This is a genomic window from Gordonia sp. ALPHA1B1, from assembly GCF_005502615.1.
GTDB classification, from domain to species: domain Bacteria; phylum Actinomycetota; class Actinomycetes; order Mycobacteriales; family Mycobacteriaceae; genus Gordonia; species Gordonia hongkongensis.
Genome location: NZ_SCOC01000027.1, coordinates 48,069 through 60,362, shown reverse-complemented (window position 1 = coordinate 60,362; position 12,294 = coordinate 48,069). Strand labels below are relative to the sequence as shown.

Genomic DNA, 12,294 nt, shown 5'->3' with positions numbered 1-12,294 from the left:
GCGCAACGCCCACTCCCTTAGGTCTTTGTTTTCGCAACTCAAAACCTAAGCGAGACTGGGCGTTGCGTGCGTTAGGCTCGCGAGAAGACACCCACTTTGGCGTCAGAAGAGCCACGTGATTGCGAGTAGCTTGGTGTCATGCCCTCGATCACCGAACTCCGCGACACCCTCACCGTCCTGCAACCACCGCCCGACGACGGCAGTGGTCGTGCCCTGCACGAGCGGCTCGACGAGCTACGGATGTTGCACAACGTGCTCGATCACCAGATCACGGTCCACACAGCACTTTTCGAAGCCACGGGTGCCGCAGCGCGGGCGGGCTCGACCACACGGAACGCACTGATCGAGATGGGCATGCCGCCCGCGGCCGCGCACCGCTATGTGCGGATCGCTCGCGGGCTGGAGTCGGTGCCGAAGGTCGCCGACTGTGCTGCCGAGGGTTATCTGTCTGCTGAGTGTGTCGACGCGGTGATCCGTGGGATCACGTTGGTGCGCAAGCGTTCCGCGTCAGCGTTGTCCGACGACGACCGGTCAACGTTCGAGAGCGAGTTGCTCGCGCAGGCGTTCTCCGGTGCCACCCCGGCCCAGATCGACGACCATGCCCGCGGGATCGCCATGCGGGTCGCCGCCACCGACCCCAGCACTGTGCCGGCGGCCGATGATGCGTCGCTGAACACCGTGCACACCCGCATCACCGACGAGGGTCGGGTCGCGATCACCGCAGATGTGACTGCGGTGATCGGAGAGAAGTTCGTGTCCATGATCGACGAACGGTCCTGTCCGCGTCCCGAACCCGACGGCGCGACGGATCGTCGCAGTGCGGCCGAGCGCCGCGCCGATGGGCTGGAGCTGTTGTTGGATCAAGCTGCGATCGGCGCGGCGATGACCACCGCCGGCGCACCCCGCACCCAACTCCTGGTCACCATCCCTGCCGACGGCGCTGACCCGGCACGCCTGCCGTGGATGGGGGCGGTGTCGCCATCGTCGGCGCGCCGGCTGTCGTGTGATGGCGGGGTGGCCGAGATCGTCCTCGACGCCGAAGGGGTGCCGTTGCGGATGGGCACCACGAAACGACTGTTCCCGCATCATCTGCGGCAGGCGATCATCGTCCGTGATCGGTGTTGTGTGAAATGCGGTGCGCCAGCAGCGCACACGCAAGTTCACCATCTGGTCCACTGGGCCGACGGTGGTCCCACCGATCTGGACAACGGGTGCCTGCTTTGTCAACGCTGTCACACCCAGGTCCATCACCACGGCTGGCAGGTCGTGATGGGACCCGACCGGCACCCCTGGCTGATTCCGCCCGTCGACATCGACCCACGGCGCCTACCCCGGCCCGCCTACAACCGGCGCACCATGCGACTCGACGACGCCCTCGTCTAGACAGTCCACGCGAACACTCCACAGACCCTCCGGCGTCGACCCCGGCGCCACACGATCCTTGACAACTCCACAGTGTGAAACTCGTTCTGCTCAACGGGATTCTGTAACGAGCAATGGCGTATACCCGACGCTCCATGGGGAGCAGTGGGCCCGCGCCTCCGCAAGCTCAGGCCGCTCCTCAGGAGCGGGGAGACGTCCCGCCGCAAGCTTCGGGCGCTAGGCGGAGGGGGTGTCTCGCTCGCAACCTCAAGAGAGTTCGCGGCGCAAACCGGACACTGGTGCCTACGTTGGATCACATGACACCCACACGCATCTCCGGTCCGATCACCTGGCTTGCCGTGTTCCTGGCGGTCGCGCAGGTGGTCGCGCCCGTGGTCCCGTTCTCCGGTTTCGGCGCCTCGCCCAACGAGTCGACCACAGATCTGTTGATCACCCCGGCGGGCTACACGTTCTCGATCTGGAGTCTCATCTACCTGCTGTCGATCGTCTTCGCCATTGCCGTGGTGTGGAAAGGTGCCACCGGGACCGACGACCCGCGGCGTCTGCTCATCGACCTCGAAGTCGCGTTCGCCGGCGCGGCGGTCTGGATTCTGGTGTCGGCCGCGGAGTGGACGTGGGTGACACCGATCGTGCTGACGGTCATGACGGTGGTCCTGCTCGACGCCGCCCGCATCGCCGCGAGACCGGCCGACGACGCGGCGCCCCGGTGGCTCATCGTCCTGACCCGCATCCTCGTCGGTGTCTATGCGGCCTGGGCCACCGCGGCGGTCTTCCAGAACTGGGCCGCCGCGATCGGTGCCGACCTCGCCGATCCGCAGTCCCTGGGATGGCAGCTGACCATCCTGCTCGCATGCGCCCTGCTCGGCCTCGCCGTGACCGCCGCCGTCGGGTCGGTGCTCGTCGCGTACCCGCTCACGCTGATCTGGGCGCTCGTCGGGATCATCGTGGCCGCCGAGGGCGAGACGACGGCGGTCGTCGGCGTCGCGATCGGGACGATCGTCGCGCTGGTCGTGACCACCGCGGCAGTGACGATACTGCGGCGACGGGCGGGTGTGCCCGCTCCTGCTGCGGCACGATAGGCGGGACCGATACTCGAGAGGCGGACCATGACCACCACTGTTGTCGCCGGGAACCCGAAGCCCGGTTCGCGCACGCTCGACGCCGCCCGGCAGTTGGCGCGGGCACTGACCGGGACCGATCCCGACCACGTCGTCGACGTGATCGAACTCGGGCCGGGTCTGCTCGGATGGGGTGACGCCGCGGTCCAGGCCGCGGTCGACGTCGTCGCCTCGTCGGATCTCGTCGTGGTGGCGAGCCCGACTTTCAAAGCGACCTATACCGGCATCCTCAAACTGTTCCTCGACCAGTTCGCCACGGCCGAGGGCCTGCGCGATGTCGTCGCCGTCCCGCTGATGCTCGGGGCGGGCCCCGCGCACGCGATGGCACCCGATCTGCTGCTCAAACCGGTCCTGGTGGAGCTCGGAGCGGTGTGCCCGGCACCCGGTCTGTACCTGATCGACTCGACCTACACCACCGATTCACGGATCGCCGACTACACCGACCGCTGGTCGTCGACGCTCGTGCGGTCCTGGCCCCGGTGAGCCGGTACCACCGCATGAATCCCCGACTGCGCCGCTGACGCGATCATCCGCTCGGTGAGTTCGGAATCGGCCTGTGCGCGTCGCGGATCGGCCACGTCGCGGTCCCACATCGTGCGGCCACCCACCACGACCTCGCGTAAGTTGCGCAGTCCGCAACCGAGCACGTAGGTGGCGACGGGGTCCCAGATCGGGCCGAGGTGGGGGGACCGGGGATCGACGAGGAGGAAGTCCGCGAACTTCCCGACCTCCAGCGAACCGACCTTGTCGGCCACGCCCATCGCCGACGCCGACCCGAGCGTGTGGAGGGCGAGCATGTCGACGGGGGTGAGAATCGCGGCGTCGCTGTGCTTTCCGCGCTGCAGGAACAAACCGGTGCGCATGTTCTCGAACGGGTCCGACACGTCGGTGCACGACTGGTCGTCCACACCGACGCCGACGGTCACCGAATCCCGGAGCAGACGGGGGATGTCGGCGATGCCGGAACCGAGCCGACCGTTCGACATCGGCTGCCACACCACCGCCGACCCCGTGTCGCGCACACGCGCGACCATGTTCTCGGTCGGGTGCACGAAGTGTCCGAAGGCGAAGCCGGGGCCCAGAACGCCTGCGGCGTCGTACCAGTCGAACTTCGACTGCTGGATCTCGATCTGCTCGGCAGTCTCGACGAAGTGCGCCTGATTGGTGATCCCGTACCGGTCCATCAGTGCCCGTTCGCGTTCGGCGGTCGCCTGCGACGACGACCACTGCACCGAGCCGTAGACCGAACCACCCAGATCGAGGTCGCGGTCGACGGTCGCCAGGTGGCTCATCACCTCGTCGAAACCGGCGAACGCGGCGTCCTCGCCGAGTTGCTCGTCGTCGAGTCGCACACTGGTGACGAATCGGATCCCGGTGGCCGCCAGGCCGTCCACCTGGGCGGTGACGAACTCCGGAGAATGCACCCGAGCCGCCTTGAGGACGGACTCCTCATAGTCGAAGAGTGCCAGGACGCGGGACTGGGTGAAGTTGTACACGGAGGTGATTCCCGAGGACAGGTGATCGAGCCCGCCGGCCAGCGTCATCCAGTACAGGTCTTGCGCATCGGCGCCGAGTAGCATCGTGCTGTTCAGCGTGACCCATTCATAGAGTGGGCTGTTGGGCGCCACCCCGCGCATCCCGCCGGTGTAGATGTGACTGTGTGCCGAGACGAAACCGGGTGCGAGGAAGGCGCCGTCGAGGTCGTGGCGAGGGAGCGGTGCGTCGGCCGGCGGTGAGCCCTCGCCCATCCCGGAGATCCGGCCGTCCTCGCCCACCGACAGCCATCCCCAGAACCAGGGCCTATCGCCGCTGACCGGCAGGATCAGCGCGTTGTGGTAAGTGCCGGTCATCCCGGTAGAACCTCCGATGTCCAATGATTTTCGTTGCTGCTGAACCGTACTCGCTGCGACGGCCCGTCTGGGTCGCCGCGCCAGAAGGTGATCTCCCGCAAGTCGACGGCGTACCCGGTCCAGGTGGGCGGTGCGGTCAGTCGCGGGTGGGCCGAGTCGTAGTCGGACCATCGCCGACGCCGCTCCTCGGGTGGCATTGCGGCGAGGTCGTCGTCGTTCAACCATGCCAGGAGTTGCAGGTACCGGGAACGGCGCGAGTAGGCCTCGGACAGTTCGTCGTCCGACGCTCGCCGGACGTCACCGTGCGCGACGACCTGCCGGCCGACGGCTGGCCAGGCGATCGCGATCGAGGCCCGGGGGTTGTCGGCGAGTTCGGCCACCTTGGCCGACCGGCTGTCGGTGTGGAAGTAGACCGCGGTGTCGTCGGCCTCGGTGACCAGCACGTGTCGGACCCGGGGATAACCGTCGGGGCCGCACGTCGCCAGTGCCATCAACGGCCGTGGCTCGTCCGACGGGGGAAGCCAGTTCCGCAGCAGCGTCATCGGGTGGACCGAGAGCTGATCCGCGCTCGCGCAATCGGTTCCGAACCCGGTACCGCTGGTGATCAACGCCCCACCCGGCCCGGGTCGAAGGTGGCGATCTCCGGCAGCGCGGCGACCAGGTCCTCGACGCGCTCGTCGAAAAGCTTCGCGCCGATCGAGGCGTCGGCTCCAGTGGGGTCGCCGATCACCCCCGACTCGGCGAAATCGGTGGACAGCCAACCGAATCGGACGGTGCCGGCGAAACCGACGTGCCCGGCGTCGGCGACCGCGTCCGCCACCGTCGCGACCGCCTTGTCCATGTGCACGAGATCCGGCCGGAGGTGCAGCATCATCGAGGTCTCCGCCCAGCCCGCGTGGATGCCGAGTCCGCGCTCGGTGGGACCGGGGTGACCCGGGCCGGAGGAGAAGAAGGTCTGCAGGTCGAACCGTCGTCGGAGTTCGCGCGCGGCGACCTCGATCAGTGCGGAGTTGCCGCCGTGCGCGTTGAGGAACAGCACACGACGCGCCGGGGTCTGTGCGAGCGACGCCCCGATGTCGACGATCGTCTCGAACAGGGTGCTCGCCCGCAGCCAGATCGTGCCCGGGAGCCGCGAGTGCTCGTCGGATTTGGTGTAACCCAGCGCCGGCAGGAGCCAGACATCGTGCCCCGCCGCGGCACCGCGGTCCACGACGGCCTCGGCGACCGACTCCGCGACGATGAGATCGGTGGCCAACGGCAGGTGCGGGCCGTGCGGTTCGATTGCGCCCGTGGGTAGTACGAGAATCGAGTCCCGCGACAGGGTGGTGCCGATCTGTTCGGTGGTCAGCTCGGCATAACGCCGATGCGCGGCCGGGCGCGTCGTCCTGGTGGTCACCGTGTTCACATCCACCTTCCGGGATTGAGCAGACCCTTCGGGTCGGTCTGGTGCGCCAGCGCGCGGACGCGCTCGGCATCGAGATCGACGTACCACTGGTGCGGGGAGTGGACGCCGACCCCGAGATCCTCGAGTGCGGCGACGCCGTCGATGACCTGCTGCGGACTGCGGTAGATCCCGTTGAGCATCCCGAACATCATCTCGTGGCCGACCTCGAGATGCAGCATGCCGCCCTCGTACACCTTCTCCACCTCCTCGAGCCGGGTGACGAGTGCGTCCCCGCGTACCTCCATGTGGAACCACCTGTCCGGCTGCGACTTCTGTAACCACCACGTCGGGTGGTTGTAGGACAGCGTCGACAGCTTGACCGTCTCGGCGATGCCCTCGCGGACCGCTTCGACGCGGCCGCCGGCGGCGACGACCAGGTCGGTGGTCTCCGCCAATGCCCGGGCGTCGATGATCCCGCGCACGCTGGCGCGACCGCGGACGAGCGCGGGGTCGTCGGGCAGCGCCCCCGTGATGACGGGGCCGTCCGCGGACAGCAGACGCGGCTTCGGTTCGACCGCCGCCAGTCGGAGCGCCGCGTCGAACGCCTCGCGTGTGGAGCCGAAACTCGCGTACACGCAGCGCCATTCCTGCAGCGGCTCCACCCGGACGGTGGCGCCGACGATGATGCCGGCGACCCCGTAGGTGTGCACGAACGGGGTTGCGTCGTCGCCCTCGAGATGGACCACCTCGGCCTCGCCGGTCGCATGGACGACATCCAGTGCGTCGACGAACCCCTGATGGTTGCGGCCGTGCACGATCGTGCCGGTACCGGCCGAACCTCCCGCCAGGAACCCGCCGAGCGTCGACTGGACGGTCGACGGGTACATCCACAGCTGGCTGCCGTGCGACCATGCGGTCTGTTCCAGGTTGATCATCCGCGCGCCCGCCTGGGCGGTGACCGAACGGTCGGTGACGTCCCCGATCGCGGTCAGCGACGTCATGTCGAGGACGAGTCCGCCGAAGCGCGGGATGACCTGGCCGTAGTTCCCGGTTCCCTTGCCGCGCGTGGTGATCGGTACGCCGCGGGCGACCGCCGCGCGGACGATGTGGGGCACCGCGTCGGCCGTGCGTGGGTAGCACACGAGATCGGGTCGGCCGAGATCCTGCGCCGACAGGATCGGACTCATCCCCGAGCCGTCGCGGGCCGCGCGTTCGAGCGCGCGGGGAAGTGAGCTGATGCCACGCGGGCCGACGATCGCGAGCAGGTCGTCGGCCAGCGCATCGACGTCCTCGGGGCCGAAGTCGGGGCGTCCCTCGTCGGTACCGACCGCGACCACCGGAGCGGTCATGACGGCAGGCCCACCGAGGTGTCGATGAAGCGGTTGGTCGCGATCGCCTCGGGCGTCAGGCCGTCGGCTGCGGGCGTGCCCTGCTCGGTGAAGATCGGCCCGGTCACCTCCATCACCCGGGCGACGCGCGCGGTGTCGAAGTTGCCGATCGTCGTGTCGGTGCCGTTGCTCACCAGGTTGAGGTCGGCCATCGTCTCCCGCGCGTAGTCGGCGTTCCGCTGGGAGTACACCCACCCCGTGTCGTACTGCTCGACGGCGTCGAGGATGACCGCGTCGGCCGCCTGTGGCGACGCCAGGTAATCGACCGAACCGCGCTGCAACACCGGCACCAGCTGCTCGAGGCAGGCGGCGTTCTCCTCCAGTGCGTCCGAGCGAACCGCCACCGACGACTTGTAGGACGGGAAGCCGACGTCGTGGATCAGCTGGTACTTCACCGGCTTCTGCCAGCCCTCGACCTCTTCCTGGTAGACCTGCGGCTCGGAGCTGGCGAACCCCTGCTGGGCGGTCTTGCCGCCGTCGGAGACGAAGTTGGCCGGCGACCCGTCGTAGCTGCCGTCGACCTGCGCGGGGGAGAGGACGCCCGACCCGGTCAGGTAGTCCATGTAGGTGGCCCCCTCGAAGTACAGGACGCGTGCGTTCGCCGCCTTGAGGTCGGCGATCCCCTGGACCTGCGGGTAGGTGGCGGGATCCCACATGATCATCTGCGGACTGATGTCGAGCGGTGCCATGACCGCCGTCGTCGGGTTGTCCTTCGAGTTCTGGATGGCCTGATCGGTGTCGACGTAGCCGAGGAGGATCTCCGGGTCGGAGTACATCTGTGAGGTCACCGACTGGAAGCCGATGGCGGGTCCGCCGGCCCGGATCTCGATGTCGACGCCGGTGTATTCGCCGCGGTCGAAGAGCGGACCGACGACGCGCTTGTTGCCGGCATTGATCGTGGGGTCGGGGCCGAGGAGTTGGTAGAGGTGGCCGTGTTCGGCCTCCGGGTTCCAGTCGGTCTGGATGACGACCTTGTCGGGACAGTTGGCGCTCAGGTCGACCGGGCCGACCGCCCCCGTGTAACCGGAGGATTCGGTGCTCTCCCCGGAACTGCATGCGGCGGTGAAGGCGAGGGCGGCGGCGACGACGGCGACACCGGTGGTCTTGGACAGGCGACGCCAGACGGGTGTGTTCATGAGATGAGTTCCTTTTCGGGCTGAGAGATTCCGGAAGTTGAATGGAGGATCAAGGGGTGTCGACGACAGGGGACCCACCCGCTGGTTGAGCCGGCACCGAGCGCAGCGAGGAGCCGAAACCACCCGGCGAGAGAAGATCAGGTCAGTTCTGGTACCAGCGTCCGACGATGCGGTTGCCCAGCCAGCCGAAGAACCAGAAGACGGCTACGCCGAGAAGAGAGGCGAGCACGATCGAGGCGAACAGTTCCTCGGCTTGCAGTCGCGACCGATAGTTGTCGATGAGGATGCCGATGCCGGGATTGCCCTGCTTGAAGAAGAAGTCGCCCACGATGGCGCCGACCACCGACAGGCCCGCCGAGATGCGGAGACCGGCGAAGATGGCCGGCATGGCGGCGGGGAACTCCAGCTTGCGCAGGATGGTGACGCGGCTCGGGTGGTGCAGGGCGAAGAGATCCCGCATCTGCCGGTCGACCGATCGCAGGCCGAACAGGGTGTTGGAGACGATCGGGAACAGCGAGATCAGTACACACACGAAAACCCGTGCACTGAAGCCGAATCCGAACCAGAATCCGACCAGGGGGACGAGCGCCAGGATCGGGACGCACTGCAGGACCACGGCATACGGGAAGAGGGCGTTCTCCATCAGCCGTGACTGCGACATGATCACCGCCCACGTGATGCCGATGATCGCGGCGATCGCCAGGCCGGTCAACGCGACAGTGGCCGTGCGGCTCAGGGCCTCCCACATCGCCTGGGCGGAGTCGCCCAGCAGTCCGTCGGTGACGACCTGGTGCGGGGGCGGCATCAGGAATCGACGGCCGGGATCGAGCACCGCGTAGCTGACGAGGTACCACGCGCCGATGACCAGCGCCAGCACGACGAGCGGTGCGGCCACTCCGACCATCTTCGATCGGGAACGGCCCCGTCGACCCGTGCGCGCGGCCACGGCGAGCTCGGTGGTGGACCCAGGGTCGGGTGTACCGCCCTTGCCGGTTTTCGGGGCCCGCACGCCCGGGGCGGTCTCGGTGCCGGTATCGGGGGCGCTCATGAATGTGCCTCTCGGAGTGCGCGGGAGATCCGGCCGGCGATCGCGCCGAACTCCGGCTCGAAACGCAGATCGGGCGACCGGGGATAGTCGAAGGGGACCTCGATCTCGTCGACGATGGTTCCCGGGCGTCCCGACATCACCAGGACACGAGTGGACAGGAACGCCGCCTCGGCGACCGAGTGGGTGATGAACAGGCCGGCAAAGCGTTTGACGGCGAACAGCTCGGTCAGGTCGGTACCGAGCCGTTCGCGGGTCAGTTCGTCGAGTGCGGCGAACGGTTCGTCGAACAGGAACAGGTCGGGATCGAGCGTCAGCGAGCGGGCCAGCGACACCCGCATCCGCATGCCGCCGGACAGCATGTGCGGCAGGTGCTTGTCGAACCCGGTCAGCCCGACGGTTTCCAGAGCCGCGCGAACCCGCTCGCGCCGTTCGGCTTTCGGTGCACCATCGAGCTCGCCCAGCAGTGCGACGTTGTCGGCCACGGTCCGCCACGGGAGCAGGGTGGCGTCCTGGAACACGTAACCGATCCGTTCGGCACCGCTCTGCAGGTAACCGTCGGTGATCGTCTCCAGTCCCGACGACAACCGCAGGAGGGTCGACTTGCCGCAACCCGATGGGCCCACGACGCTGACGAACTCGCCCTCGCGCACGGTGAGGTTCACGTCGCGGAGGGCGTGGGTGCCGTCCGGATAGGTGAGCTCCACGTGTTCGAAGCCGACGAGCGGGTGACCGAGTGCCGGTCTGGGGGTCGTTGCTGGTGAACTCATCATCTCTCCATGCCGACGGGGGACAGGCCCAGCGGTGATGCTGCGGTTGAGGACATTTCGGCCGGCGATGCTGCTGCCGGGGACGTGAACGCGACCGGGAACGCCGTCCAGGTCGTGGACTCGGTGCGTGCGACCGGGGCTCCGTTCACGATCACGACCCGGTCGGCCGGCGCGGTGGCGATGACCTCGGCGAGATCGGCGCCGCGGATGGCGACGAGGTCGGCGCGGGCTCCGACGACGGGGCCCGCGGGCTCCAGTCCGAGCACGGCACGTGCCTCGGAGGTGACCAGATCCGTTGCGGTGTCCGGGTTCTGATGCGCCGCGGTGATCAGCAGGGCGGCGGTCTCGAGGGGGTCGGCCCGGCCCACGGGGTTGAACGGGTCGCGGATGTTGTCCGCACCGCCGGCGACGCGGACGCCGTGGTCGCGCAGCACGTCGATCGGCGTGATGCCTCGTCGCCCCGCGGACGGTCCGGATCGGCCCTGGAGGTACAGGTTCGTCACCGGCAGTGCGACGACCGAGACACGGGCCCGGGCGAGCGCCCGCGCGACCCGTTGCAGATCGTCGGCGGCCAGGGTGTCGAGGCGGCAACAGTGGCCGGCCGTGCGTATCCGGTCGTCGGGCCAGTCGGCGACGCGGTCGGCGAAGGCCTCGATGGTCAGGTGGTCGCCGTCGAGGAATTCATCGACGTGCAGGTCGGCGCCGATACCGCGCGCTTCGGCGATGTCGAGCAGTCTCGTGAGCTCGGCGAGCGGGTCGTCGGCGATGTGCGGGGCCCCGCCGACGAGGTCGACGCCGGCGTCGAGCGCGGCCTCGATGTGCGCGGTGGGCGTGAGTGGGCTCGCCAGGACCGCGACCTGGATGTCCATCAGTCCGCGCAGGTGCTCTCGGACCTCGGTGAGCACGCGGACGGCTCGCAGTGGGTCGTCGTGCGAGAGCACGTCGGCGTGGGTGCGCACCGCGGTGATGCCGTTGCGCAGCATGGACGAGGTCGCCCGGAGAGCGCGCGTCCGGAAGGACTGCTCATCGAGGGAGACACTGCCGGCCCGCCAGGAGGCGATCGCGGCGTTGAGGTCGCCGCTCGGCGGTGACAACTCCGGCCACGACAGGGCCTTGTCCAGGTGGGCATGGGGTTCGGCGGCGGGTGGGAGCAGCAGGTGGTCGCGGAGATCCAACCATTCGGCGGGATGCGGGGCATCGGGAGAGAACGGTGAGACGGCGCGGACGCGGTGGATACCGTCGGCGTCGGCGGACAGCTCGACATCGACCACTGACCCGTCGGCCAGTGAACCGGTGATGCCCGGCACGGGCGCTGTCTGCTGAGTCGGCATTGATGACACTTCCTCGAGAACATCGAAATGGCTTGCGACGGTGCACGACTGGGTCGGTGGTCCCGCTGTGGCTGGGGTCGGCGGGGTTGGGGCGGTTCGTGATACTTGTTGATCACGTCAACACGTCCGAATATAGGAATGCGCTGTTGCCACGACGTTAACCAGCGCTGCGGGCGTGTAACCATCGGTTCTGCAGGAAGGGTGTGAGCCACATGGCGCTCGACGAGCCGGACGTCGCGCAGGTGTCGCTGGGTGCCGAGATCCGCCGACGACGTAAGCAGCATGGCCTCACGTTGACGAATCTGGCTGCGCAGGCCGGTATCTCGCATCCGTTCTTGTCGCAGCTCGAGCGCGGATACGCGCGTCCGAGCATGACGACCCTGGAACGGATCGCCAGGGCGCTGGACACCACCCAGGTCAGTCTGATGCTGGCCGCGGACCCTGCGCACGTGGCGGGGGCGCCGTCTCCGGCACCCGTCGGGACGCAACTGGTGCGTGCCGGCGAGGGCGCGATCCTTCCGCAGGCCGGCGACAACGCCGGATACGCCCGGTTGCTCGTTCGAGGAGACGCCGCGTTCTTCCCCCAGGAGCAGTTGTTGAACCGGCGGGACTACGGCGAGTACTTCCAGCACGAGCAGGACGAGTGGTTGCATGTCGTCGACGGCGAGGTCGAGGTCGACCTCGGCGACGGAAGTCTCCTCGAATTGCGAAGAGGCGACAGCCTTTACTACGCTGGCGGCATTCCCCACCGGTGGCGGCTCACCGGTTCCGAGGCCGCTCGGCTCGTCGTTGTCCAGGCGTCAACGCAGGTGTCGGAGATCCGCGACGGTGGGGGTGGTTCCCGTGGCTGGGAATCCCGGCGGAGATCGTAATACCTAGGAGATCTCCG

At 68.2% G+C, this 12,294-nt stretch carries 12 protein-coding genes; 4 read left to right on the top strand and 8 right to left on the bottom strand.

From position 1 onward, the window contains the following. Window positions 1-138 precede the first annotated feature (138 nt). From FFS52_RS17195 to FFS52_RS17185, 3 genes are all read left to right on the top strand, one after another. Window positions 139-1,383 (top strand): HNH endonuclease signature motif containing protein, encoded by a 1,245-nt coding sequence (locus tag FFS52_RS17195; RefSeq protein WP_137810402.1) that lies wholly within the window; start codon window positions 139-141, stop codon window positions 1,381-1,383. 296 nt (window positions 1,384-1,679) lie between these two features. After that, on the top strand, window positions 1,680-2,462 hold the full coding sequence (locus tag FFS52_RS17190) for an MFS transporter (protein WP_137810401.1): 783 nt from the start codon (window positions 1,680-1,682) through the stop codon (window positions 2,460-2,462). A gap of 27 nt (window positions 2,463-2,489) precedes the next feature. Continuing rightward, window positions 2,490-2,984, top strand: coding sequence for an NAD(P)H-dependent oxidoreductase (locus FFS52_RS17185; RefSeq protein WP_137810400.1), 495 nt, complete (start codon window positions 2,490-2,492; stop codon window positions 2,982-2,984). Here the strand turns inward: FFS52_RS17185 and FFS52_RS17180 are convergent. The 8 genes from FFS52_RS17180 to FFS52_RS17145 all read right to left on the bottom strand — a co-directional run bounded on the left by FFS52_RS17180 (window position 2,936) and on the right by FFS52_RS17145 (window position 11,405). Beyond that, window positions 2,936-4,351, bottom strand: a complete 1,416-nt coding sequence (locus FFS52_RS17180) for an amidohydrolase family protein (RefSeq protein ID WP_137810399.1) — start codon at window positions 4,349-4,351, stop codon at window positions 2,936-2,938. The two genes, FFS52_RS17185 and FFS52_RS17180, sit on opposite strands and share 49 nt — an antisense overlap. After that, a complete protein-coding gene (locus tag FFS52_RS17175; RefSeq protein ID WP_137810398.1) occupies window positions 4,348-4,959 on the bottom strand; it encodes a pyridoxamine 5'-phosphate oxidase family protein in 612 nt (203 codons plus the stop codon). Before FFS52_RS17175 ends, FFS52_RS17180 begins: the two co-directional genes overlap by 4 nt. Continuing rightward, window positions 4,956-5,747, bottom strand: a complete 792-nt coding sequence (locus tag FFS52_RS17170; RefSeq protein WP_226514084.1) for a creatininase family protein — start codon at window positions 5,745-5,747, stop codon at window positions 4,956-4,958. Before FFS52_RS17170 ends, FFS52_RS17175 begins: the two co-directional genes overlap by 4 nt. 5 nt (window positions 5,748-5,752) lie before the next feature. Further along, complete coding sequence (locus FFS52_RS17165; protein ID WP_058249772.1) at window positions 5,753-7,084, bottom strand: FAD-binding oxidoreductase; 1,332 nt, start codon at window positions 7,082-7,084, stop codon at window positions 5,753-5,755. After that, window positions 7,081-8,259, bottom strand: a complete 1,179-nt coding sequence (locus FFS52_RS17160; protein ID WP_078112715.1) for a nitrate ABC transporter substrate-binding protein — start codon at window positions 8,257-8,259, stop codon at window positions 7,081-7,083. The genes FFS52_RS17165 and FFS52_RS17160 overlap by 4 nt, the downstream gene beginning before the upstream one ends. Before the next feature lie 142 nt (window positions 8,260-8,401). Beyond that, entirely contained in the window at window positions 8,402-9,307 is a 906-nt protein-coding gene (locus FFS52_RS17155; protein ID WP_137810397.1) for an ABC transporter permease, read from the bottom strand. After that, window positions 9,304-10,074, bottom strand: a complete 771-nt coding sequence (locus FFS52_RS17150) for an ABC transporter ATP-binding protein (protein ID WP_004019156.1) — start codon at window positions 10,072-10,074, stop codon at window positions 9,304-9,306. The genes FFS52_RS17155 and FFS52_RS17150 overlap by 4 nt, the downstream gene beginning before the upstream one ends. After that, complete coding sequence (locus tag FFS52_RS17145) at window positions 10,074-11,405, bottom strand: amidohydrolase family protein (protein WP_137810396.1); 1,332 nt, start codon at window positions 11,403-11,405, stop codon at window positions 10,074-10,076. Before FFS52_RS17145 ends, FFS52_RS17150 begins: the two co-directional genes overlap by 1 nt. A 212-nt stretch (window positions 11,406-11,617) precedes the next feature. On the opposite strand from FFS52_RS17145, the gene FFS52_RS17140 reads away from it, so the two are divergent. Beyond that, window positions 11,618-12,277, top strand: coding sequence for an XRE family transcriptional regulator (locus FFS52_RS17140; RefSeq protein WP_058249777.1), 660 nt, complete (start codon window positions 11,618-11,620; stop codon window positions 12,275-12,277). Window positions 12,278-12,294 lie beyond the last annotated feature (17 nt).